We start from the raw sequence: 23,035 nt of genomic DNA, 5'->3' as shown, positions 1-23,035 counted from the left end.
GGAAGCGCTGCGCTTCGTTGCCTCGATCTGGCCAACTGGGCCCCGGCCTTCGCCGGGGAAGCGTGCGTTTCGGCGCGGGCTTCTTCGTTGATCTACCCCACACGCCTCGCAGTGTTGGCGGCCGCCGCCGGCGCGCCCGTCGCGCTGCTGATCGCGGTGATGATGCCCGATCGCTGGTATATCGGGCTGGCGTGGCCGGCGGTGGTGCTGGCAGCGACGGTGATCGACGCGGTGGTCGGCATGAGTAGCGGCAACGTCGCGGTCGACCTGACGCTGCCGCGCACCGCGAGCGTCGGCGAGGAAGTCGAGGCGCTGGTCACGGTGACGATGCCCGGCGTGGCCGCGCCGCGCCGCGCCGAGGTCGCGATCGCCAGCGATGCGCTGGTCGAGATCGCCGACGACGGCCGCGCGGTCGTCGCGCTGACCAGGGGGCGCGGCGCGGTGGCGATGCCGGTCGAAACTCGGCGGCGCGGCACCGCGCGGTTCGATCGGATCTGGGTGCGTTGGCGCGGACCGATCGGGCTTGCCTGGAAGGGCAAGCGGATCGCCAGCGACGCCAGCCTCGCGATCCTGCCCGACATCCGTCCGGTCCACGAGCGCGGCGCGCGCATCTTCCAGCGCCACGCGCCGCAAGGGCTGATGACTCAGCTCGACCGCGGCGACGGCACCGATTTCGATACCTTGGTCGAATTCCGCTCGGGGATGGACCGGCGCGCGATCGACTGGAAGCAATCGGCGCGGCACTTGAAGCTGCATGCCAAGGAATACCGTACCGAGCGCAACAACCAGATCGTGTTCGCGATCGATTCGGGGCGCCAGATGGCCGAGCCGGTGGCGGGCGTGCCGCGAGTCGACCGCATGGTCGCGGCGATGCTGTTGACCGGATGGGTCGCGCTCAAGCTCGGCGACCGGGTCGCGCTCACCGCATTCGATTCGCGGCCGCGCATCGCCAGCGGGCTGATCTCGGGCGCCGGCGCGTTTCCCGAGCTCCAGCATCTCGCGGCGCAGATCGACTATTCGGGCGACGAGACCAACTACACCTACGCGCTGACCACGCTTGCCGCACGGCTGACCCGGCGCTCGATGATCGTGTTGTTCACCGAGTTCACCGACCTGACCAGCGCCGAGTTCATGGTGCGCGCGACCGCGCGGCTGGCGCAGACTCACTTGCTGATGGTCGTCGTGCTGCGCGACGAGGAACTTGAGGCGATCGTCGATCGCGCGCCCGCGACTCCGGACGACATCACCCGCGCGGTCACCGCCGCCGGGCTGCTCAAGGACCGGCTGCTGGTGCTCACCCGGCTGCGGCATCTCGGCGCGCACGTGATCGAGAGCGAGCATGACAAGATCGCCGAGCGGCTGGTCCAGGGCTATGTCGATCTGAAGCGGAGGAACTTGCTGTGAACGCGCAGCCATCAATTTTTGGCGACATCCGCACCCCGATGGTCAACGCCACGCGCTTTCGCCAGGCGCATGAGGAGGACTGGGAGCGGCTCGACAAGATCGTCACCGCGATCGAAAAGCGCGGCGTGCGCGGCGTGCCCGAACAGGCGCTGCTGGTGCTGCCGCTGCTCTATTGCTCGACGCTGTCGTCGCTGTCGGTCGCGCGCGAAACTTCGCTCGACAAGAGCCTGGTCGCGTATCTCGAACAGCTCTGCACGCGCGCCTATTTCCAGATTTACGGCGTGCCGACCTCGCCGCTGCGCCAGCTCGGTCATTTCTTCGCGCGCAGCTGGCCCAAGGCGGTGCAGGCGCTGTGGAAGGAAACGCTGGTCGCGTTCGTGCTCACCGCGGCGGGCGCGCTGGTCGCCTATTTGCTCATCCGCAACAACCCGAGCTGGTTCTACGTGCTGATGCCCGACAATATGGCGCAGGGCCGCGATCCGACCGCGAGCGCGGAGCTGTTGCGCTCGACGATCTACGGCACCGGTCATGACGGCAGCACCGACCAGAGCACGCTCGCTTTCTTCGCGTCGTTCCTGTTCACCCACAACGCGCAGATCGCGATCATGTCGTTTGCGTTGGGTTTCGCGTTCTGTGTGCCGACCGCGGGGCTGATCGTCTATAACGGGCTCACGCTCGGCGCGATGATCCAGGTGTTCGCCGCCAAAGGACTCGCCTACGGATTCGTCGGCTGGCTGATGATCCACGGCACCACCGAATTGTTCGCGATCATGATCTCGGGCGCGGCGGGGTTCCGCATCGGCCTCGCCTTGCTGTTCCCCGGCAAGCTGGCGCGCGCCGACGCCGCGGTCGCGGCCGGGCGGTCGGCGGCGACCGCAATGGGTGGCACCGTCGTGATGCTCGCGGTTGCCGGGCTGCTCGAAGGCATCGGGCGCCAGACGATTACCGCGGACGGCGCGCGCTACGCGATCGGCATCGCGATGCTGCTCGGCTGGATGCTCTATTTCTACTGGCCGCGGAGGAACGATGGCGCGGCAGCGTAAACCCCGCACCATCGGCAATCCGTTCAGGCGCCGCTTCGTCACGCCCGAAGGCGTCGATCTGCGGATCGAGCTCGGCTCGGCCGGCGCGCGCGCGGGCGCGTTCATGCTCGACATGCTGCTGATGCTCGTGTTGCTGATCGTCGGCTCAATCGTGATCGGTATGGCGGCATACGCCTCGCAATCGGTGCTGATGGGCGGGCTGTGGCTGATCGGGTTCTTTTTCCTGCGCAATGGCTGGTTCACCTTGTTCGAGATGGGCGGGCGCGGCGCGACTCCGGGCAAGCGCATCGTCGGGCTCCGCGTCGTCGCGCGCGATGGCGCGCGGCTGACCGGCGGTGCGGTGATCGCGCGCAACGCGATGCGCGAGATCGAGTTCTTCCTGCCGATCACCTTCTTCTTCGCGACCATTTTTTCGAGCGGCACCGACAAGATGATCTCGCTGATCGCCTTGGTGTGGAGCTGCGTGTTCCTGTTCTTCCCGCTGTTCAACCGCGACCGGCTGCGCGTCGGCGATCTGCTCGCGGGGACCTGGGTCGTGCAGCGCGCCAAGGTCAAATTGGGCGATGACATCGTCGCGTCGGCCGCCGCGAGCGATCGCGCGCGCCGCACGTTCAGCGACGCTGCGCTCAGCCTTTACGGGGAGTACGAGCTGCAGACGCTCGAGGAAGTGCTGCGCGGTGGCGACAACGACGCGATCGTGACCGTCGCCGCAGCGATCCGGCGCAAGGCCGACCTGCCCGACGATCGCGACGACTACGGTTTCCTGTCGGATTATTATGCCGCGTTGTGCGCGCGGCTCGAGCGGCAGATGATGGTCGGACTGCGCCGCGCCGACAAATTTACCGAAGCCACGCGGGACCGCGCGGCCTAGCCCGCCTCCGCCAGCAACGCCCGTGCGGTTGGCGAGGTCCAGTCCATCCCGCCAGTCATCCGCCAAACCTCATGGCCGTCGGCATCGTAGAGGATCGTCGTCGGCAAGCTGGGGTTGCCGAGCGCGGTCGACATACCGAGCGCCGGGTCGAGGTACGGCTTGAGCGCCTTGAACTTCTTGGCGGCGAAATAGGGGGCCACCGCTTTCGCGCCGTCCATGTCCTGGCTGACCGTGACCACGGGCAGCTTGTGTTCGCCGGCGATGGTGTCGAGCGCCGGCATCTCGACCTTGCACGGGCCGCACCACGTCGCCCACAGATTGAGCAGAAACGGCTGGTCGGCGAACGCGGCAAGGCTGGTCTTCGCGCCGTCAGGACCCGTGAACGCGACGGTCGGCGCTGGCTCGCCTTTATGGCTGCGATCGAGCTTGCCGATCGTATCGACGCCGTTATCGGGCGGCGCGACGGCCTCGTCGGGAGTCGCGACGCTGGCATCAGTCGCCTGGTTCGCTTGCCCCGTTGCTGGGGAGCGCTTATCGCAGCCGGCCAACAGGGCGGTTGCCGCAAGGAGAAGTACGATCGAGCGCAAGACCACCTCTAACGCGATGTGGGGGGGACGGTTCGCCGAAGGACCGGCCGCGGTGATGCGCGAGATAAATGCCTCGATCCCGTTCGACAAGCGATTGTGGCGCCAGGACGTCGCCGGGTCGAAGGCGCATGCCGCGATGCTCGGCGCGCAAGGCATCTTGAGCGCTGCCGACGCCAAGACGATCGCAGACGGACTCGATGCGGTGGCGGCGGATTACGAGCGCGACGGCGTGCCCGACGATCTCGCGCTCGAGGACATCCACATGCTGACCGAGGCGCGGCTGGCCGAGAAGATCGGCCCGGTCGCCGGTCGGCTGCACACCGCGCGGTCGCGCAACGACCAGGTCGCGACCGATTTCCGGCTGTGGGTGCGGGACTCGATCGATCAGGTGCAAGCCGCGCTCGGCGAACTCCAGGATGCACTGGTCGCGCGCGCGCAAGAGCATGCCGGGGCGGTTATGCCCGGCTTCACGCACCTCCAATCGGCGCAGCCGGTGACGCTCGGCCATCATCTGATGGCGTATCACGACATGATCGCGCGCGACCGCAGCCGCTTCGCCGACAATCGCGCGCGGATGAACCGTTGCCCGCTCGGCGCGGCGGCGCTCGCCGGGACCAGCTTCCCGCTCGACCGCGACGCCACCGCGGGCGCGCTCGGGTTCGACGGCCCGACCACCAACAGCCTGGATTCGGTCAGCGACCGCGACTTCGCGCTCGATTATCTGATGGCGGCGACGCAGTGCGCGTTGCACCTGTCGCGCCTCGCCGAGGAGTTCGTGATCTGGGCGTCGCAGCCGTTCGGCTTCGTCGCGATCAGCGATCAGTGGTCGACCGGCAGCTCGATCATGCCGCAAAAGCGCAACCCCGACGCCGCCGAGCTCGTGCGCGGGCATGCCGGGCGGATCGCGGGGTGCATGACCGCGCTCGTCATCACGATGAAGGGCCTGCCGCTGGCCTATTCGAAGGACATGCAGGACGACAAACCGCCCGTCTTCGAGGCGCACGATCTGCTGGCGCTGTCGATCGCGGCGATGACCGGGATGGTCAAGAGCGCGAGCTTCCGCACCGACCGCATGCGCGCCTTGGCGGAGAGCGGCTTCGCCACCGCGACCGACCTCGCCGACTGGCTGGTGCGCGAAGCCGGGCTGCCGTTCCGCGAGGCGCATCACGTGACCGGCCGCGCGGTCAAGGCAGCCGAGGACGCCGGGGTCGGGCTCGACGCGCTGCCGATCGAGACGCTGAAAGCAATCGATGCGCGGATCGACGAACGAGTCTATGACGTGCTCGGCATCGACGCGTCGGTGGCGAGCCGGACGAGCTTCGGTGGCACGTCGCCGGCGCGCGTGCGCGAGGCGATCACGGCGGCGAAGGCGGCACGTGCGGGAGAGAAGAAGTGAAGCGTTGGATCGTGCTTGGGCTGGTATTCGCGCTCGCAGGCTGCGGCGCGGCGCGTGACCTCAAGCCGGCGGCGGGCAAGGCGTTGCCGGTCGCCCCCTATGGCGCGCGTGCGACGCCGTCGCCGACCGAGTTGCTTACCGCCTCGACCCAGGCGCGGCCGGTGCGAAGCGACGAATTGCTGACGAGCTCGCAGGAGCGCCAGGGCAACGAATTCGACTTGCCCCCCGCGAACTGACTCGATGGACGATTTCCGCCTGAAGGACGGCGAGTTCTACGCCGAGGACGTTCCGCTGTCGCGAATAGCGGAAGAGGTCGGCACGCCTGTCTACGTCTATTCGCGCGCCGGTTTCGAGCGGCACGCGCGCGATTTCCGCGAAGGCCTGAAGACTTGCGCTCGCGTCCATCTCGCCTATGCGATCAAGGCCAACCCCAACCTTGCCGTGCTGCGAGTGATGGCGAATGCTGGCTATGGCGCCGACGTCGTGTCGGGCGGCGAGCTGGAAAGAGCGCTGGCCGCCGGGATGGCCGCGAAGGACGTGGTATTCTCGGGCGTCGGCAAGACTCGCGCCGAGCTCACGCAGGGTCTCGACCGCGGCATCGGCCAGTTCAATCTCGAGCATGAGGCCGAGGGCGTGGCGCTGTCGGACATCGCGGCGGGACGCGGGGAGCGCGCACCCTGCGTGCTGCGCGTCAACCCCGACGTCGATGCCGGCACGCATGCCAAGATTTCGACCGGCAAGGCGGAGAACAAGTTCGGCGTCGCGATCGCCGACGCGCCGGCAATCTATGCGCGGCTGGCGCGGCTCCCTGGACTCGATTTGCGCGGCGTCGCCTCGCACATCGGCAGCCAATTGCTCAGCCTCGCACCGATGGAAGCGACATATCGTCGCGTCGGCGCACTGCTCGCCGACCTGCGCGCTGCCGGGCACCGCATCAGCCATGTCGATCTCGGTGGCGGGCTCGGCGTCACCTATCGAGCGGGCGAAACGCCCCCCAGCGACGCCGAGTATGGCGCGATGGTCGCGCGAGTCACGCGCGACTGGGGCGTGGCGCTGATGTTCGAGCCGGGGCGCAGGATCGCGGGCAATGCCGGCGTGCTGCTGACTCGCGTGCTGTGGGTCAAGCCGTCGCCGGGCAACCCCTGGGTGATCGTCGATGCCGCGATGAACGATCTCGCGCGCCCGGCCCTCTACGATGCGTGGCACGATTTCGAGGCGGTGAGTCCATCGGGCGAGCGCTTCGTCGCCAACATCGCCGGGCCGGTGTGCGAGAGCGGCGACACCTTCGCCAAAGGCCGCAAGATCGACCGCGTCGCAGACGGCGACCTCGCGATCTTCCGCACCGCCGGCGCGTACGGCGCGACGATGGCCTCGACCTATAACAGCCGCGATCTCGTCGCCGAGGTGATGGTCGATGGCGGCCGCTACGCCGTCGTCGCCGAGCGTATCCCCGCCGCGCGGATCATGGCGGAGGAGCATGTTCCCGAGTGGTTGACCGCGTGAGCCTGCACAGCCTGCCGATCTTCGTCCGGTTGGACGGGCGGCCGGTGATCTTGGTGGGCGATGGCGAGGCGACGGATCCCAAGCGGCGGCTGCTCGAGCGCGCCGGGGCGATGATCGTCGGCGAGGATGCGGCCGCCGCCCTCGCGATCGTCGCGCTAGCCGATCCGGAAGCGATGGTCGCCAAGCTCAAGGCGCGCGGTGTTCTGGTCAACGCCGTCGACCGCCCCGATCTATGCGATTTCACCCTCCCTGCTATCGTCGACCGCTCGCCGGTGATCGTCGCGATCGGAACAGGCGGGGCGTCGGCGGGTCTGGCGGCAGCGCTGCGGCAGCGATTGGAGGCGATCCTGCCGGCGACGCTGGGGAGCTTGGCCGAAGCACTCCACGCCGGGCGCGCCCCATTGAAAGATCGTTTCCCTGATGCGCGTGATCGACGGCGAGCGCTTGGTGAGGCGCTTTCCGAACGGGGCGCTTTGGACCCTTTGACGGCGAATGAGGCAGCCGTCCCGGCCTGGCTTTCTGGGAATTCCGGCGAAGATGGGAGCGCGATCGTGGAGATCGCACTGACCTCCCCCGACCCGGACGACCTTACGCTGCGCCAGGCGCACGCGCTGGCGCAGGCTGATCGCGTGGTGCATGCACCCGACGTCCCGGCCGCGATCCTCGACCGGGCACGGGCGGATGCGGTACGGATCGTGGCCACCGCGCCGCCGAACGATCAAGCGGACGGACTGACCGTGTTTGTGGAGGTGGCCCGATGACCGGTTTCGCGTTTCAGGTCGATGCATCCGGTAAGGCTAAGCGCTGCGATATCAAGGACGCGCTGGCGATCGAGGCGGCGCTCGTTTGGGTCCATTTGGCGACCAACAACGACCATGCCCAGGCGTGGCTGGCGAACACCGCCAAGCTCGACGATTATCTGGTCGATGCGCTCACCGCGACCGAGACTCGGCCGCGCTGCGAGCAGTTCGGCGAAGGCGCGCTGCTCAACCTGCGCGGGCGCTCCGACGACCAACTGATCTCGTCCGATCCGCTCGCCTCGATCCGCATCTGGGCGGTCGCCGGCCGAGTCATTTCGGTAACGCGCAAGAAGCTCGTCGCGATCGACACGGTCGAGCAATTGCTCGCGGACGGGCAAGTACTCGACCCCGGCGACCTCATCACCGAATTCGCGACTGCGATCACCGCCGATCTCGATCCGGACGTCGCCGAGCTGGGCGACGATCTCGACGAATGCGAGACTCAACTCGACACCAGCAAGGTCTTCGAGTTGCGCCGCACGGTGACTCGCGTGCGCGCGCAGTCGATCGGTTATCGGCGCTTCCTAGCGCCGCAACGCACCGCGCTCGAAAAGCTTGCGACGCTCCCGGTCGGCTGGCTCGATGACGACGACCGCTTGCATTTGTCCGCCGCCGCCGATCGCGCCGCGCGGATGGCGGAGGAATTGGAGAGCATCCGCGAGCGCGCCGCGCTGACTCATGAAGCTTTGACCGACCTGCGCGCCGAACAGATCGACCAGCGCGGGTTGGTCATATCGATCGCGGCGCTGATCTTCCTGCCGCTGACCTTCCTGACCGGACTTTACGGGATGAACGTCAAGGGGCTGCCCTATGCCGACGAGCCATGGGCGTTCGATGCGATTTGCGCGGTGTGCGCGATCATCGGCGCGGGCGTGACGATCTATTTCATCCGCCGGCACTGGTTGCGGAGTTAGGCGCGAAGCCTTTCGACTTCTGCGATCAGCCGCTGGCGCTCGGCGCGAACATCGGCAAGCTCGGCGCGAGTCTCGCCCAATTCCATCGCGCGCGCAGCGATCCGCGCATCGAGCGCCGCGTTCGATCGCTTGAGGTCGGCAACCCGGCGCGCGCGTGCCAGGGTGCGCTCGATCCGCGCCGCCAGCACATCGAAATCGAATGGCTTGGCGAGGTAGTCGTCCGCGCCCGCGGTGAGCGCCGCGACCGCAGCTGCCGGATCGCTTTGTGCGGTCACAACGATCACCGGCAGGTCGCTGGTCTCCGTCCGCGAGCGAAGCTCGGCGAGCACCTGAAGCCCGCTCATCCCCGGCATCACCATGTCGAGCAGAACGAGGTCGAAGCCGCGCGCTGCGATCAGGTCGAGCGCTTCGCCACCATTGTCGGCCAGCGCAGTGAAATAACCGAGCGCGGTCAGCCGCTCGCCGATGACGTTCAGATTGGTGCGGCTGTCGTCGATCACCAGGATCGTACGTGCCGGTTTGCCGAACTCCCCCATCACCCCCTCCTCACGTTGCCGCGCGGACTTGCGCCCAGGCGGCGGCGATCTCCTCCAGATTGCTCGCGACGTCGCGGAACGGTTGCGGATCCTGGCCGATGCTGGCGTCGATAATCGTCGCTCGCGCGCCGCCGTAAAGTCGCGCCAGCGTGTGCGCGACATCGCCGCCCGCTTCGAAGTCGAGTCCAGCCTCGAGCGCGAACAGGATCGCGGTCGCGCGCGTGACTTTCTCGCTCTTGAGCGAATAGTTGCGCTTCTCGGTCGCCCAGGCGGTGACACGCAACGCCCGCACCAACTCGTCATAGAGCAATTGCACCAACGCAGCGCCGTCGGCCTCGGCGGTGCGCCCGACCAGGTCAACCTGGCGATACGTCGTATACGGGTCGGCCCCGAGCGTGGTCGCGTAGCCGGGCATCAGTCGTTCTTGTTCCAGGCGTCGATCTGGTTCTTCAGGAACGATTGCGTCGATTTGTACGCCGCGACCTTGGCGTTCATGCTCGCGAATTGCTGGGTCAGCCGCGTGTTCATCGCGTCTGACTGCGTGGCGATATCATCCTGCGCCTTCGCCACTGCGGAGGCCTGCTGGTTGTACCGCACCGACGAAGCGCCGAGCCCGAACAACGTGCTGCCGGTGTTGAGCGAGATCGAGTTGAGCGCCGCGGTGAGCCCGTTGGTGCTGGTCGTCGAGAAGGAGAATATCGCCTCGACTGCGTCGGGCGAATTGCCCAGCGCGCGCGACACCGTGGCGTCGTCGACCGACAGCGTGCCGTCGCGGTTGGTCTTGATGCCGATCTCGCCGAGCGTGGTCGGCGTGCCGGCGGCGACATTGCTCAACAAAGCGGTGGTGGTCAGCCCGCGCAACGACCGCGCCAATGATTGCGCCGCGGAGTCGCCGCGCAATGGCCCGGTCTGGGGATCGATCTGGGTATCGAGCGTCTTGAGCACTTCGTTGTAGGTGTCGACGAAGTCGGTGATCGCCCCCTTGAGCGCGTCGGTCTGAGTCGCGCTGGTGAGCGACACCGCGCCGGTGCTGGTGCCGGTCAGCTGGAGCTTCACGCCCGAAATCAGGTCGCTGATGCTGTTCGACGCGCGCTCGACGGTCACGCCATCGACCGTCAGCCGCGCGTTCCGCGCGTTCGCGGCCAGGGCGGTGCCGGTTGCGCCGACCCCGATGTCGAGCTGCGCGAGCTTGCCCGAGGGATCGTCGGTCGCCTCGAGCGTGAAGGCCTGAGCGGCGCCGCTCGGCCCCTTGAGCGAGAGATACGCGCCACCGTCGGCGTCGGTCACGACGGAGGCGGTGACGCCGGCATTCTTGGCGTTGATCGCGGCGGCGATGCCGTCGAGGCCCGTCGCACTCGAATCGATCGTGATTGGCACCGGAGTTGCCGATCCGGCGACGAAATCGGTCATCGCGGCCCCCGTCGAATCATAGGTCGCGGTGCCGAACGTCAGCGTCAGCGTGCCCGATCCGAGCGCGGTGGTGCGGGTCGTGACAGGAGCCACGGTACGCGCGGCCTGCCCCCCGGCGAGCTGAGCGACGCTGATCGACGACGACAGCCCGGAAAGCTTTGCGCCCGAAAGGGCGGTCGCGGTGAAAACGCCGCTGTTCGACGACACCGGCTGAGTCTGCAGCGTACCGCCGGTCGCCAAGCCCTTCAGAGCGGTGGCGAACTGGCTGATCGTGCTCATCAACGTCGACGCGCCGGAAATCTGCGCGGTAATCGAACTCGATTGCTGGGTGAGCGCGTCGGTCTTGGCGGCGAACTGCGCCTGGACGAGCGAGGTAACGAGCGACGCGGTGTCGACGCCCGAACCGCTCGACAGCGATGTGAACAGCGATTGCGCGGCCGAAGCCGTCACGCTGCTCGCGCTGGGGGTTGGGCTCGTCGTGGTCACTGGAATATCTCCGCGCGCGTCGAATCCAATAACGTCCGAAAAGCTCGGTTTTTTAGGGGATTTGTCATTGCCTGACGCCGTTTTCGTCGAACCGGGCGGTGGCCGGCACGTCGACCGCCGGCTGCGCCGCTCGCGCGTTGAGGCCGAACACGAACGCCAGCACGGTCGCGATCGCAGCGTAGAGGTCGTCACGCACCTCCTGCCCTTCGCGGCTGGTGTAATAGACCGCGCGGGCGAGCGCCGGATATTCGAGCACCGGCACGTGGCTTTCGCCCGCGACATCGCGGATCGCGAGCGCCGTAACGCCGCGACCCTTGGCGACCAGCACGGGCGCGACGTCGCTGGTGCGGTCGTAGCGCAATGCGACCGAAAAGTGCGTCGGGTTGGTCAGGATGACGTGCGCGGAAGCGACCGCCTTGCGCACCGATCGCCGGCTCATCTCGCGCTGGCGTTGCCGCATGTGCGCCTTGGCTTCGGGCGAGCCGTCGGTTTCCTTATGCTCGTCGCGGATTTCCTGCTTGGTCATGCGCAGCTTGCCGAGCAGGCGGACGATCTGGATCGGCAAGTCGACGCCAGCGATCAGCACCAGCCCCCCTGCCATCGTGAACAGGATCGTGAGGAAGGTGCCCGACAGCGCGCCGACCGCGCCCGACACGTCGGCCGACGAGGCGAGCCCCATCGTCGGGCGAGCGGTGTGCCACAGCAACCACGCGCCGATCCCGCCGAGCAGGATCACCTTGAGCAACGACTTGCCGAGCTCGATCCAGCCGGTCGGGCCAAAGATGCGCTTGAGCCCAGACGCCGGATTGACCCGCGAGAATTTGGGCTGGAGCAATTTGCCGTTGAAGTTGAACGTGCCGAGACCCGCCTGGCTCAAGATGCCTGCGGTGACCGCGATCACCAGCAGGCTGACGAGGCCAGGCGCCAGGCCCATTCCCGCCTGCGCCAGCGGCTTCATCGGCGACCAATCCTCGATATCGCCGCGCCCGAAGCTGAAGCTCGCGATCATGATGCCTTCGCACGCCTTGACCAGCGACTGGCCGAACAAGGCCAGCCAGGCGCACCCGGCGAGCACCACCAACGCCGTCGCAAATTCGCGCGACTTGAGGACATCGCCCTGCTCGACCGCGTCCTTGCGGCGCTTGGCTGTTGGCAGTTCTGTCTTGTCGCCCTCTTGCTCGGACATCAGCCGAACACCAGGCGTTGCGCGGCATCGAGCCCTTCCTGGACGATGACGAGCATGTAATCGCCCATGGCGGGCATCGCGAGCGCGAGCGCGACGATGCCGACCGCGAGGCTGGCGGGCAGCCCGATCGCGAACAGGTTGAGACTGGGCGCGGCACGGCTGATCATGCCGACGATGATATTGAGGCACAGCAACAGGAACCCGACCGGCAGCGCGAGCAACAGCCCAGCGGCGAAGGTGTAGCCGCCGAAGAACGCGATGTCCTTGAGGCGATCGGCGGCAAGCCAGGCCCCGCCCGGCGGCAGCACCGCATAGCTGCGCACGAGCATGTCAACGAGCACGAGGTGACCGTTCACCGAGAGGAACAGGAGCGTCATCAGGACTGAGAGGAACTGGCCTAGTGCGGGGCTTGAGCGCCCGTTCTGCGGATCGATCGCCGAGGCGAAACCGATCCCCATCGATGTGCCGATCACTTCGCTCGCGATCATAGGGGCGGCGAACGCGATCTGCAGGACGAACCCGATCGCGAGGCCGATCAGCGCTTCGGCGGCGACGCTAAGGAAAGTGGCGACGCCGAACAGCTCGGCCGGCGGCGCGACCGGATGGACCGCGAGCACCAGCACGCCGATTGCGCCCGACAAGGCGACGCGCACCGGCAACGGCACCGACACCGCGCCGAACACGGGTGCCGCGATAAACGCCGCCCCGATCCGCACCATCACGAAGACCAGCGCCCAGAGCTGCGGCTCGATCGCGAGGCCGAAGCCCAACACGTCTATTTCACCAAATCCGGAATGCGGCCGAAGATGTCGATTGTGAAGTCGCTCAACAGTCCCATCATCATCCCGCCGAAGATCACCAGCGCGATGCCCACCACGACCAGCTTGGGGACGAAGGTCAGCGTCTGTTCGTTGATCGAGGTCGCGGCCTGGACCATGCCCAAGATCAACCCGGCGAGGAGCGCGGGGATCAGCACAGGGGCCGCGGCGAGCGCCAGCACCCACATCGTCTGATCGGCCACTCCCAGGAAGTAATCGGCGTCCATCGTTCAATTGATCCGGTATTTGGGTTGGGGTGCCGGCGGCACGTCGAGCCACCACGCAGCCGCAGGGCGCTTCGCCGGCAGGGCCGGCATCCGAAACGGGTTCGGCAGGAAAGGCGGGGCGGCAGGGGTCATCGCTACGTCGCGAAGCTGCCGGCGAGGCTGCCCATCATCATCGCCCAGCCGTCGACCAGCACGAACAGCAAAAGCTTGAACGGCATCGATATGATCGTCGGCGACATCATCATCATGCCGAGCGACATGAGGACCGTTGCGACGACCAGATCGATGACGATGAACGGCAGGAAGATCAGGAAGCCGATCTGGAACGCGGTTTTCAATTCGCTGGTGATGAACGCGGGCAGCAACACCGAAAACGGCACGTCGGCCGAATTCCTATACGGCCCCGATTTCGCCATGTCGGCAAACATCGTCAGGTCCTTGACGCGGGTCTGTTTGATCATGAACGCGTGGAGCGGCGCCCCGGCGCGGCTGATCATTTCGGTGCCCTGGATCTGCCCGGCGGAATAAGGCTGGATCGCTTGGGTGTTGATCTGGTTGATCGTCGGCGCCATCACGAATAGCGACAGGAACAGCGACAGCCCGATCAGCACCTGGTTGGGGGGCGTCTGCTGCAAGCCCAGCGCCTGGCGCAGCAGCGACAGCACGATGATGATGCGCGTGAAGCTGGTCATCATCAGGAGCAGGCCCGGCAGGATCGTCAACAGGCCCATGATGATCAGGACCTGGAGGCTCAGCGACAGCGGTGCTTTCCCCGCGCCGTTGGTCGCAGCCGCCGCGCCGGGGCCGCCGAGCTGGCCCAGCGCGCGATCCACAGCGTCGCCGACCCCCGGCGCCGTCACCGGCGCGGGAGCGCTGACGGTTGGGGCAGCGGGGGTGGCCTGCGCGAAGGCAGGCGCGGCGACCAGCATCAGCGCTACGATCGCCAGGATCGCGAGCACGAGCTTGCCGACAGGCAGCGTCGCCGGCCGCTTCGCCGGAACCGGCGCGCGGAACAGCGACGGGCCGTCGTCATCGAGGCGGCGGACGGAGGTCACAGGCTAGGTCCGCCTTTGTCAATCAACGCCACGCCGCCACGGCCGACCGAAACGAGCAGCTTGCGCCCCTCGAACTCGATCACCGCGAGGCGAAGCCCCGGCGACAGCATCATCGTGTCCTGCACCTTGATCAGGCGGTTGACCTGCTTGGCGCCCATCCGGCTTTCGAGCCGGCGCCACAGGTACAGGCAGCCGATCATCAGGCCGCAGACGAGCGGCAGCAGCACGACCAGCTTGAGGATGTAGCTCCAGAGCATCAGTTGCGCTTTTCGGGGCTGACCAGCTCGGTCAGGCGAACGCCAAAGCGCTCGCCCACGGTGACGACCTCGCCACGCCCGATCAGCGTGCCGTTGACGAACACGTCGAGCAATTCGTTGGCGGCGCGGTCGAGCTCGATCACCGAGCTTTCGCCAAGCGCGAGCAATTCGCGCAAGGTCAGTCGGGTTTGGCCGATCTCGACCGTCAGCTTGACGTCGACGTCCTGCAGCAGCCGGAAATTGGCCGCCATGTTGGCGTCGACCGGGAAGGTCCCGGACATATCGGTCATGCGATTTCCTCAACGTTGAGAGAGAGTGAATTGAGCTTGATGGCGGCGCGGCCGTTCGACGTGCCGACGGTGCCGGTGCCGAGCCGCCCTTTGGCGACCATGACGGGAACGTCGGCGGCGACGGTGATCGGGATCACGTCGCCTTCCTTGAGTTCCATCAATTTGGCGAGGCTGATATGCGGTTCGGCGAGCACCGAGCGGACCGGGAAGGTCACCGTCATCATCGCCTTGGCGAGGCCGTTCTGCCACGCCGGATCGGGTGCGGCGCCGAGCACCTTGCCGGTCAACGACGGCGCGTAGGGCTTGAGCGACTGGACCGGGTAGACGATGTCGATGAAGACCGGCTTGTGCGCGCCCTTGGCGATGCCGAAGCGCGTGACGACCACCGGATCGTCGCCGTCGATCCCGCCGACCATCGCGGCATTGCCTTCGACTCGGCCCGGCGCGAAGTGCAGCTTGGCGAGCGGCTCCCACGCCGCGGCCATCGGCTCGGCGATCATCGTGCCCAGCCGCCGGAACATCGCTTCGGCGGCGGGCGTGAATTCGCGCGGCATGTCGTGCGGCACCGCGCCCGTCCCGCCGAAGAACAGATCGAGCAGCTCGAGCGCGAACTTGCCGTCGATCACAAGCAGCGTCTGGCCGTTGCCCGGGCTGATCGCCAGCGGCAGCCAACCGGTCAGCCCTTCGGGCCGCTCGGCGCGGTAATCGGCGAAACGCTGGACCGCGAGCGGTTCGGCCCAGGTCCGCAATTCGTGGCGAAGCAACGGCTCGAACACGCCCCGCAAGCTGCGCGCGAGCCGCGCGGAGAGATGCTGGAGCGTGTGGAGATCGCCGAACGGGTTGAGGTTCGCGCCACCCAGCGCCGCCGCATGCGTCGCACCATCACGCGGGCGGCGGCGGCGGTCCTCGTCGGACATGGTTGGCGTCTCGTTAACCATGTCTCACTGAACAACGAAATTGGTAAAGTAAACGTTACTGATCCCGCCGAATCCCTCTTTCTGCTTGAGCGTCGCGTTGATCGCGACGGCCAGCCGGGCGGCGAGTTTCTGCTTGCCTTCGGAGGTGAAAACTTCGTCCTCGGTCGCGTCGCCGAGCGCCATCAGCACTGCAGAGCGCACCGCGATCTCATTGGTCTTGAGGTTATCGATCACGCTGTCGTCGTATGGGGTCGACACTGCGATCCCGACCTGGACGTAGTGGACGCTGTCCTGAAGGTTCGAGGTGAAATCCTTGTCGAGCGCGTAATAATTGGAGGCATATTTGTCGCCGCCGACGCCCGATGGGGCCTTCGCGCCGCCCTTGGCCGCGGCCTCGCCGCCCTTGCCGTCGCCTTCGCCGCCGCGCTTCTGTTCGGTCTTGGGGACGAGCGCCGGACCCGACGCGACCTCGGCCGACGCCTTGGCGCCGCCGAACAGCCCGAGCGCGTACGCGCCCCCCGCCCCGCCGCCGGCCAGAACCAGCACGAGCAGCATCAGGATCAGCTTGCCCTTGCCCTTCTTCTTGGGCTTGGCCAGCGTTTCGGTTTCGACTTCGTCACTCATTCATTTTCCCCCGGATTTACGCGACCCGGTCGTCGGCGACGGGTTCGCCGTCGTCGCCGCTGGGTGCGGTGAGATGATTGGTAATCGGCTGGCGGCGCTCGAGCTCGGCTTGCGAGCGCGGATCGCCGCCCTGGCCCGTCAAGTCGACGCTGGTACCCGACAAACGGATGCCGCGCGCTTCGGCGGCTTGCGCCAGTTGCGGGGCGGCGTCGGCGATCAGCGTACGCGTCGTCGGCTGCTCGGCGATGAAGCGGACGCTGATCGCGCCGTCTTCGTGCGTCTTGAGCGCGACGTCGACTTGGCCGAGCGCGTCGGGCTTCAATCGGATCGACGTGTCGTTGGCGTTCGCGTTGTCGCGAAGTGCCTCGATGTGATCGATCATCTTCTGCGGCCAGTCGCGCTGGCCCATATCGAGCGATTGGCGCTGCGCGTCACCCGGCGGCGCGATCGCAGCAAGCGAGACCGCGAGCGGCTGGAACTCGGCGGAGCCCGGCGTGGCCAACGGCGTATCGTCTTGGTCGGCGGGACGTGGACCGGCCGCCATCGCCAGCGCAAACAAGGCTGGCAGGATGATTGGCGCGCTCTGTGACGGTGCCGTGGTGATCGGCACGATCGGGAGCGGGACGGCGCTTGACACGGCCGCATTCGAGGCTTTCCCGGCAACCATAGGTGTGGGCGATGCCGGTCCCTCGGCAATCGAGCGCGGCGCCTCGGGGGGAACGATGCGCACTGCAGCGGCCAGTTGCACAGGCCCAGCAGGTGCCGATCTGGTTTGGGGAGCTCCCTCTGCCGAGACGGCGGGCGTAGCGACTGCCGCCGTTGCGGGCGGGATGACAGCGCTTGGACCAGTTGCGTCGCGCGAAACGATGATCGGCACGGGCGCGCTGGGCGCATCAACCGGGGCGGTTGAATTCGCCGACTTCGTCGCGGACAGCGCCGCAAGCAGCACCGGCATGTCGCCGATCGGGAGCACACTGGGGGTTTCCGCCCGAGAGGTGGCTTCGATTACGGCCGCCGGGGCCGCCGCGGGCCCGGAGGCTATGCCAGCGGCGCCCAATTGGGGGGCGGAACCGCCAGCCGAAACGGTGGGCGTAGCGGCAAGGATGGGCGCCGGACCTTGCGGAATCGCGACCGTCGCCGGAGGCACCACCGTTGGCGGGGCACCGAACAGCCAGGCGAGCGCGGGATCGATCTTGTCCTTGGGCGGCAAGGATTTGCCGGGCGCGGCATCCTCCTGCCGCTCGTCGCCGCTCGGTGCAGCAACCATGGCCGGCGTTGCCGCCTTGCCCGTCATGAGGTCGATGAACACGGCCAGGCTTGTCCCGCCCGGCGCATTCGCCGAGGGCAAGGCCATCGTCGCGGGCAACGCGACTGGACCGGAAAACTGGCTGATCGAGCCTGACATCGAACCCCTGTTCAAGGGACGTGCACTGCCCCCCGGGGGCGAATTAGCAAGGATCGTGCCGAATCTTGCGGATGGGCGGCGCGGCTTCGAGCGCGCGGATCGCCTTCAACGCCGCGTCGGCATCGGCGCGCGCCATCAATTTCTCGATCGCGTTCTGGTCGCGCCGCGCTTCGCGAGTCGCTTCGGCGGCGCGTTCGGCGGCCAATTCGGCGTCGCGCAGCCGTGCGGCCGCCATCTCCGCCGACTGGTGGAGCCGCGAGCGGAAATGCGCCGCGGCGACGAGCGCAAAGCCATTGCCCTCGGTCGGCGCCGGCGCGACATTCTCGGCGAGCCGCGCGATACGGTGCGCGAGATCAGCCTCGGTCGCACGCTTGTCGGCAGCACGCGCTTCGTCGGCGCGCACGAGATTGAGCTGGAGCGTGCGGACGCGCAGCAGCCGGTCGAGCTGCTGACGCTTATGCATGGAAGTGCAGCGGTGCCGGCCCGCACCCCCACCCGACCGCCCAGTTACGATATTCTATGGGCGGCCGGGTGGGGGTGCGGGCCGGCACCGCCACCAAATCAAACATCGCCGAATACGCCGATCAACTCGGCCACGGCTTCGTCGAGCGAAACCATGCTGTCGGCGTCTTGACGGATATATTCCATCACCGCCGGGTGGCACGCGATCGCAGCGTCGATCTCGGGATCGGCGCCGCCGCGATACGCGCCCATCAGAACGAGGTCGCGATTTTCTTCGTACGTCGCCAGGTGGCGGCGAAGCACGCGCGCAGCGGCGATATGCCGAGGCGCGGCGATGTCGGTCATCACCCGGCTGACCGAAGGACCAAGGTCGATCGCCGGATAGACGCCGCGCTCAGCGAGTTGGCGGCTCAGCACGATGTGCCCGTCGAGGATCGACCGCGCACTGTCGACCACGGGATCGTTGCCGTCGTCGCCATCGGCGAGCACGGTGTAGATCGCGGTGATCGACCCGCCTGTCTTCACGTCGGTGCCGGCGCGCTCGATGAGGTTGGGGAGCATGGCGATGGCCGACGGCGGATAGCCGCGCGCCGATGCCGGCTCGCCGAGCGCAAGCCCGATCTCGCGCCCCGCATGCGCCACGCGCGTGAGCGAATCCATGATCAGCAGGACCTTCTTGCCCTCGGCACGGAAGCCCTCGGCGATCGCGGTGGCGCGCAAGGCGCCGCGGATGCGCAGCACGGGCGAATGGTTGGCGGGGACGGCAACGACGACGGAGCGTGCGCGGGCCTCGCCAGCGACCTTGGTCTCGAGGAAGTCGGCGACTTCCCTGGAGCGCTCGCCGATCAGCCCGATCACCACGACGTCGGCCTCGGCCGCGCGGACAATCATGCCGAGCAGCACCGATTTGCCGACGCCCGACCCCGCCATGATGCCGACGCGTTGCCCCTGGCCGATGGTAAGAAGCCCGTTGATCGCGCGCACCCCGACATCCATCGGCTCGAGCACGCGGCCGCGGTCGAGCGGCCCTTGCAGCTTGCCGGCGAGCGGCCAGTGCTTGGCGCCGCGAATCGGGCCGAGCCCGTCGATCGGTTTTCCGGCGCCATCGACCACGCGGCCGAGCAGCGCAGCGCCGACTTCGGCCGCGCCCGGCGCACCGATCGGCCGTACCGAGGATTGCGGGAGCAAAGCGGCGGCGCCGCCGAGATTCATCAACAAGGTGCGACCGTCGCGAAAGCCGATCACTTCGGCTTCGACGCGCGCGCCGTTCGCTGCGCCGACCTGGCACACCGTGCCGACCGGCAGGTTGAGCCCGACCGCTTCCATCAACAGGCCATCGAACGACGCTAGCCGCCCCGATACTTTCGGCGCGGGCACGAAATCCGCAACGCCGAGGCTGTCGAGATAATCGGCGGTAAAACGATTGAGCATCAGTCGGGCAGGCCAGCGCGTTCGATCGCCTGGGCGATCTGCTCGAGCCACAGATCGGGCCCGTCCTCGACGATCGTCGCCGCCGATTCGAGCGCGAAATGGCCGCGCGTGAGGTGCGGATCGGCGACCGGGAAAATGTGGTCGGGCAGCTTGCCTTCAACCAGCGGCATGTCCTCGGGGTGCATACGCAGCAGTGCGGATTCGGCATCGTCGCCGATCATCGTTGCGGCATTGGCGATCCGCCGAGTCAGCAGGTCTGCGTCGATACCGGCCTCGCCGACCATGCGAGTCACCAACGTCAGCACCGTCGAGCGTAAATGTGCGGCGAGCCGGTCGCGGTCGACGCGACGATCGTCGGCGATCGCCGCGACCAGCCCGTCGAGCAATGCCTGGTCGCGTTCGCCCAGCCGCCCGCCGTTGGCGAGCGCGGCGGCGAGACCCTCCTCATAACCTTGCGCACGCGCGGTGGTGAGCGGATCGATGAAGCCCGTATTCGGCTGATTGGCGTCGAACGGGTCCCAGTCCTCGGTCGGGTCCGCCTCGGCATCGGCGGGCGAGAAATGGCGCGGTTGCGCGGGATCGCCGGGCGGAGTCGGGGTGATATCGCGCGGCGCGAACGCCACGCTTTTGGCCGCATAGGCCTGGCGCAGCGCGGCGCCGGCGGCGTCGCGGCGGCCGGCGAACCCGGCGACGAAATTCGACAGCATGTCCTCAGACATAATCGTCGTCGCCGCCCATCATGATCGTGCCTTCCTTGGCCATCGCGCGCGCGGTCTGGATGATGACCTTTTGCGCTTCGAGCACTTCGCTGAGCTTCATCGGCCCGCGCGCTTCCATCTCGTCGCGGATGCCGTCGGCGGCGCGCGCCGACATGCACCCGAGGAAGCGGTTGCGGATCTCCTCGTCGACGCCCTTGAGCGCGCGAGTCAGCACATCGCCGTCGATGCTGCGGATCAAGGTACCGAGGTTCTTGTCGTCGAGGTCGAGCAGATTCTCGAACACGAACAACGCTTCCTCGATCGCTTTGGCGACCTCGCGGTCGATCTTGAACAATTTGGGCATGACGCGCTGCTCGGTGGTTTTGCGGGCGCCCGACAGGATCTTGGCAGCCTCGCGCGTCCCGCCGAGCGTTACGCCGGCCGATTGCTTGGCCGGACCCGAGCGGCCGGCGAGCATCGCGCGCAACGTTTCGACCGCTTCAGGCGTGATCGGCCCCAGTCGCGCGACGCGATGAAGGATGTCCGGCTGCGCAGCGTCGGGCAGCAGTTCGAGCACTTGCCCCGCAATCACGGGATCGAGGTTGGCGATCACCACCGCGGCAATCTGCGGATGTTCCTTTTCGATCATCGCGGCGATCTCGGCGGTGTCCATCCAGTCGAGCAGGTCGATCTGGCATGCGGCTTCGGGCGGGGTAATCCGCGCGAGCATGCTATCGGCCTTTTCCTGGCCGAGCGCCCGAGTCATCACGCCCTCGATGATCGGCTTGGGGTCGAATCCGATCGCGGTGCGCTCGCGCGCGCGATCGACGAAATCGTCGAGCACGAACTCGACCTCGGCCTCACCGACATCGGCGACCGCGAACATCGCCTTGCCGAGCTGGCGAACCTCTTCGGGCTCGAGCTTCTGGAGGATGGCGGCTGCCTCCTCCTCGCCGACCAGCATCATCAGCACCGCGGCGCGCTCGACGCCGGTATAGGAGCGAAAGGGCGCGTTCATCAGCGTGCGTCCGCCTTGATCATGTCGCGCACCGCAAGAGCAGCGCGCGCCGGGTTGTCGCGGGTAAAGCCACGGACGGTGCCGAGGCGGTCGTCGAAATTCTGAGCATCGCCGAGCGCGTCGATCCCGACCGGCCCCTTGGCCTGGCCGCGCGGATTGCCGATCGGTGCTCCGATCCCGAGCGCGGCGAGGTCGCGGCCGCGGCCGGCATCGTCACGCTTCTTGAGCAACGCCTTGGCCAGCGGGCGGACGCCGAGGAACAGTACCAGCAGCGCGATACCGAGCGCGGTGACGTTGCGCATGATCATCGCGAACCAGCCGCTTTCATAGAATTTGGGGCCGCCGTCGGTGAGCGCGGCCGGCGCGAAACGCCGGCTGATCACGGTGACCTGGTCGCCGCGCGAAGTGTCCGACCCGACCGCCGAGCTGACCAGCTGAGTCAGCTGCTGCATTTCGACCGGCGTGCGTGGCTTCGAACCCTCGACGTCGCGAAGCACCACCGCGACCGACAGGCGCTTGAGCCCGCCCGGCGCGTTGCGCGTCACTGATACTTCCTTGCCGAGATCGTAGGCGCGGGCATAGCTGTCCGCCGCCTTGGCGCCGTCGGGTACGCTCGGCGCCGGCGTGGCAACGGGTGCGCCGGGAGCCGCCGCGGCACCGGCGGCGGGCGGCGGGACCGGTTGCGCATTGGGCGCGGTGACCGTGGTCGGGCCAGCGGGCGTGTTCGACAGCGCGCCGGGGATCCCGCCGGGCGCGGCAGCGGCGCCGCCGTCCTTGCCGGTCCAATTGCCCTGCTCGGCGCGTAGCGCGCCCGATTTATCATAGCTTTCGCGAGTCGAGCTGGTGTCGTCGAGATTGACGTCGGCCGACACTTCGGCGGTGAAGTTGCCGACGCCGACGAGAGGCGTCAGCAGCTGCGTCAGCTGGTCGCGATATTTCTGCTCGACCTGAGTCTGCAGCCGCACGCGCGCGTCATTGCCGCCATCCGCGCCGTCGGGCTTGGACAGGAGTGCGCCCATCTGATCGACAATCGTCACGCTTTCGGGCTTCATCCCCGGCACCGACGAGGCGACGAGGTTGACGATCGATGCGACTTGGGCGTTCGACAGCGACCGCCCGCCCTGAAGCTTCAGGATCACGCTCGCCGAGGGCGCGGCATTGTCGCGGACGAACACCGTGTTTTCGGGGACCGCCAGATGGACGCGCGCTTCGGCGACGGCGTCGATATCCTCGATCGACCGCGCCAGCTCGCTTTCGCGCGCCTGGCGCAAGCGCTCGCCTTCTACCGCGCGGCTGGTGCCCATCGGCAAATTGTCGAGGATCGCGTAGCCCGCGGGCGCGGACTTGGGCAGGCCCTGGCCCGCGAGCAGCATCCGCGCCTTCGAATAATCGCTTTCGGCGACGGTGACCGCGTCGGTCGAATCGTCGAGCCGCCCGGTAATGCCGCCGGTCTTGAGCGCGGAAATAACCGCCGCCTTGTCGCTGTCGGGCAATCCCGAGAACAACGTCTTCTGCGTCGGCGTGGACAGCATGAACCAGGCGAGTGCGGCGGACGCGATCAGCCCGACCATGAAGATCATCGGCAGGCTGCGCTTGACCGCGGGTTGCGCAAGCAGGCCGGTCAATTGCTTCACCGGGTTGGCGAAGCCTGGATTGCCCTCGACGGGCAGCGGGGTGAGTGTGTTGCTCATGGTCGA

Annotated in this window: 26 protein-coding genes; 8 read left to right on the top strand and 18 right to left on the bottom strand. The window is 67.5% G+C overall.

Annotated elements, in window-relative coordinates:
- Nucleotides 1–87 precede the first annotated feature (87 nt).
- The 3 genes from VH326_RS08770 to VH326_RS08760 are packed head-to-tail and all read left to right on the top strand — an operon-like array spanning nucleotide 88 to nucleotide 3,318.
- Nucleotides 88–1,404 carry a DUF58 domain-containing protein gene (locus tag VH326_RS08770; RefSeq protein WP_329631435.1) on the top strand — a complete coding sequence of 439 codons (1,317 nt, stop codon included), beginning with the start codon at nucleotides 88–90 and terminating at the stop codon, nucleotides 1,402–1,404.
- A 38-nt stretch (nucleotides 1,405–1,442) separates the two neighbouring features.
- A complete protein-coding gene (locus VH326_RS08765; protein WP_329631477.1) occupies nucleotides 1,443–2,447 on the top strand; it encodes a stage II sporulation protein M in 1,005 nt (334 codons plus the stop codon).
- Nucleotides 2,431–3,318: an RDD family protein gene (locus VH326_RS08760; protein WP_329631434.1), complete on the top strand. Its 888-nt coding sequence runs from the start codon at nucleotides 2,431–2,433 to the stop codon at nucleotides 3,316–3,318. The genes VH326_RS08765 and VH326_RS08760 overlap by 17 nt, the downstream gene beginning before the upstream one ends.
- Here VH326_RS08760 and VH326_RS08755 read toward each other — a convergent pair.
- Entirely contained in the window at nucleotides 3,315–3,866 is a 552-nt protein-coding gene (locus VH326_RS08755; RefSeq protein ID WP_329631433.1) for a TlpA disulfide reductase family protein, read from the bottom strand. The genes VH326_RS08760 and VH326_RS08755 overlap by 4 nt on opposite strands.
- Before the next feature lie 55 nt (nucleotides 3,867–3,921).
- Between VH326_RS08755 and argH the strand changes: the two genes are divergently transcribed.
- From argH to VH326_RS08730, 5 genes are read left to right on the top strand one after another with little or no spacing between them, the layout of a single operon-like run.
- Nucleotides 3,922–5,301 carry an argininosuccinate lyase gene (gene argH / locus VH326_RS08750; protein WP_329631432.1) on the top strand — a complete coding sequence of 460 codons (1,380 nt, stop codon included), beginning with the start codon at nucleotides 3,922–3,924 and terminating at the stop codon, nucleotides 5,299–5,301.
- The gene (locus tag VH326_RS08745; RefSeq protein WP_329631431.1) at nucleotides 5,298–5,537 is read left to right on the top strand and encodes a hypothetical protein; all 240 of its coding nucleotides are present in this window, start codon (nucleotides 5,298–5,300) and stop codon (nucleotides 5,535–5,537) included. Before argH ends, VH326_RS08745 begins: the two co-directional genes overlap by 4 nt.
- A 4-nt stretch (nucleotides 5,538–5,541) precedes the next feature.
- The gene (lysA, locus tag VH326_RS08740) at nucleotides 5,542–6,804 is read left to right on the top strand and encodes a diaminopimelate decarboxylase (protein WP_329631430.1); all 1,263 of its coding nucleotides are present in this window, start codon (nucleotides 5,542–5,544) and stop codon (nucleotides 6,802–6,804) included.
- A complete protein-coding gene (locus VH326_RS08735; protein WP_329631429.1) occupies nucleotides 6,801–7,565 on the top strand; it encodes a precorrin-2 dehydrogenase/sirohydrochlorin ferrochelatase family protein in 765 nt (254 codons plus the stop codon). Before lysA ends, VH326_RS08735 begins: the two co-directional genes overlap by 4 nt.
- Nucleotides 7,562–8,518, top strand: a complete 957-nt coding sequence (locus VH326_RS08730; RefSeq protein WP_329631428.1) for a zinc transporter ZntB — start codon at nucleotides 7,562–7,564, stop codon at nucleotides 8,516–8,518. The genes VH326_RS08735 and VH326_RS08730 overlap by 4 nt, the downstream gene beginning before the upstream one ends.
- Here VH326_RS08730 and VH326_RS08725 read toward each other — a convergent pair.
- From VH326_RS08725 to fliF, 17 genes are all read right to left on the bottom strand, one after another.
- Complete coding sequence (locus tag VH326_RS08725; RefSeq protein ID WP_329631427.1) at nucleotides 8,515–9,054, bottom strand: response regulator; 540 nt, start codon at nucleotides 9,052–9,054, stop codon at nucleotides 8,515–8,517. The two genes, VH326_RS08730 and VH326_RS08725, sit on opposite strands and share 4 nt — an antisense overlap.
- A 10-nt stretch (nucleotides 9,055–9,064) precedes the next feature.
- On the bottom strand, nucleotides 9,065–9,469 hold the full coding sequence (locus VH326_RS08720; protein WP_329631426.1) for a flagellar protein FliS: 405 nt from the start codon (nucleotides 9,467–9,469) through the stop codon (nucleotides 9,065–9,067).
- Nucleotides 9,469–10,950: a flagellar filament capping protein FliD gene (gene fliD / locus VH326_RS08715; RefSeq protein WP_329631425.1), complete on the bottom strand. Its 1,482-nt coding sequence runs from the start codon at nucleotides 10,948–10,950 to the stop codon at nucleotides 9,469–9,471. The genes VH326_RS08720 and fliD overlap by 1 nt, the downstream gene beginning before the upstream one ends.
- A gap of 64 nt (nucleotides 10,951–11,014) precedes the next feature.
- The gene (locus VH326_RS08710) at nucleotides 11,015–12,136 is read right to left on the bottom strand and encodes a flagellar type III secretion system protein FlhB (RefSeq protein WP_329631424.1); all 1,122 of its coding nucleotides are present in this window, start codon (nucleotides 12,134–12,136) and stop codon (nucleotides 11,015–11,017) included.
- On the bottom strand, nucleotides 12,136–12,909 hold the full coding sequence (gene fliR / locus VH326_RS08705; RefSeq protein WP_329631423.1) for a flagellar biosynthetic protein FliR: 774 nt from the start codon (nucleotides 12,907–12,909) through the stop codon (nucleotides 12,136–12,138). Before fliR ends, VH326_RS08710 begins: the two co-directional genes overlap by 1 nt.
- Nucleotides 12,910–12,911: 2 nt before the next feature.
- A complete protein-coding gene (fliQ, locus tag VH326_RS08700; RefSeq protein WP_293986813.1) occupies nucleotides 12,912–13,181 on the bottom strand; it encodes a flagellar biosynthesis protein FliQ in 270 nt (89 codons plus the stop codon).
- 134 nt (nucleotides 13,182–13,315) lie between these two features.
- On the bottom strand, nucleotides 13,316–14,158 hold the full coding sequence (gene fliP / locus VH326_RS08695; RefSeq protein WP_414714265.1) for a flagellar type III secretion system pore protein FliP: 843 nt from the start codon (nucleotides 14,156–14,158) through the stop codon (nucleotides 13,316–13,318).
- A 74-nt stretch (nucleotides 14,159–14,232) separates the two neighbouring features.
- The gene (locus VH326_RS08690) at nucleotides 14,233–14,493 is read right to left on the bottom strand and encodes a flagellar biosynthetic protein FliO (protein ID WP_329631422.1); all 261 of its coding nucleotides are present in this window, start codon (nucleotides 14,491–14,493) and stop codon (nucleotides 14,233–14,235) included.
- Nucleotides 14,493–14,783 carry a flagellar motor switch protein FliN gene (gene fliN, locus VH326_RS08685; RefSeq protein WP_329631421.1) on the bottom strand — a complete coding sequence of 97 codons (291 nt, stop codon included), beginning with the start codon at nucleotides 14,781–14,783 and terminating at the stop codon, nucleotides 14,493–14,495. The genes VH326_RS08690 and fliN overlap by 1 nt, the downstream gene beginning before the upstream one ends.
- Nucleotides 14,780–15,700 carry a flagellar motor switch protein FliM gene (locus VH326_RS08680; RefSeq protein ID WP_329631420.1) on the bottom strand — a complete coding sequence of 307 codons (921 nt, stop codon included), beginning with the start codon at nucleotides 15,698–15,700 and terminating at the stop codon, nucleotides 14,780–14,782. Before VH326_RS08680 ends, fliN begins: the two co-directional genes overlap by 4 nt.
- 24 nt (nucleotides 15,701–15,724) lie before the next feature.
- Nucleotides 15,725–16,324, bottom strand: coding sequence for a flagellar basal body-associated FliL family protein (locus VH326_RS08675; RefSeq protein ID WP_329631419.1), 600 nt, complete (start codon nucleotides 16,322–16,324; stop codon nucleotides 15,725–15,727).
- 16 nt (nucleotides 16,325–16,340) lie between these two features.
- A complete protein-coding gene (locus VH326_RS08670; protein ID WP_329631418.1) occupies nucleotides 16,341–16,934 on the bottom strand; it encodes a flagellar hook-length control protein FliK in 594 nt (197 codons plus the stop codon).
- A gap of 838 nt (nucleotides 16,935–17,772) precedes the next feature.
- Nucleotides 17,773–18,192, bottom strand: coding sequence for a hypothetical protein (locus VH326_RS08665; protein WP_329631417.1), 420 nt, complete (start codon nucleotides 18,190–18,192; stop codon nucleotides 17,773–17,775).
- A gap of 98 nt (nucleotides 18,193–18,290) precedes the next feature.
- Nucleotides 18,291–19,622 carry a FliI/YscN family ATPase gene (locus tag VH326_RS08660; RefSeq protein ID WP_329631416.1) on the bottom strand — a complete coding sequence of 444 codons (1,332 nt, stop codon included), beginning with the start codon at nucleotides 19,620–19,622 and terminating at the stop codon, nucleotides 18,291–18,293.
- A complete protein-coding gene (locus VH326_RS08655) occupies nucleotides 19,622–20,341 on the bottom strand; it encodes a flagellar biosynthesis protein FliH (protein WP_329631415.1) in 720 nt (239 codons plus the stop codon). Before VH326_RS08655 ends, VH326_RS08660 begins: the two co-directional genes overlap by 1 nt.
- Nucleotides 20,334–21,338, bottom strand: a complete 1,005-nt coding sequence (gene fliG / locus VH326_RS08650; protein ID WP_329631414.1) for a flagellar motor switch protein FliG — start codon at nucleotides 21,336–21,338, stop codon at nucleotides 20,334–20,336. The genes VH326_RS08655 and fliG overlap by 8 nt, the downstream gene beginning before the upstream one ends.
- The gene (fliF, locus tag VH326_RS08645) at nucleotides 21,338–23,029 is read right to left on the bottom strand and encodes a flagellar basal-body MS-ring/collar protein FliF (RefSeq protein ID WP_329631413.1); all 1,692 of its coding nucleotides are present in this window, start codon (nucleotides 23,027–23,029) and stop codon (nucleotides 21,338–21,340) included. The genes fliG and fliF overlap by 1 nt, the downstream gene beginning before the upstream one ends.
- Between the last annotated feature and the right edge of the window lie 6 nt (nucleotides 23,030–23,035).

Source organism: Sphingomonas sp., from assembly GCF_036269755.1.
Taxonomy (GTDB): Bacteria; Pseudomonadota; Alphaproteobacteria; order Sphingomonadales; family Sphingomonadaceae; genus Sphingomonas.
This window is presented reverse-complemented; position numbering and strand designations above follow the sequence as displayed.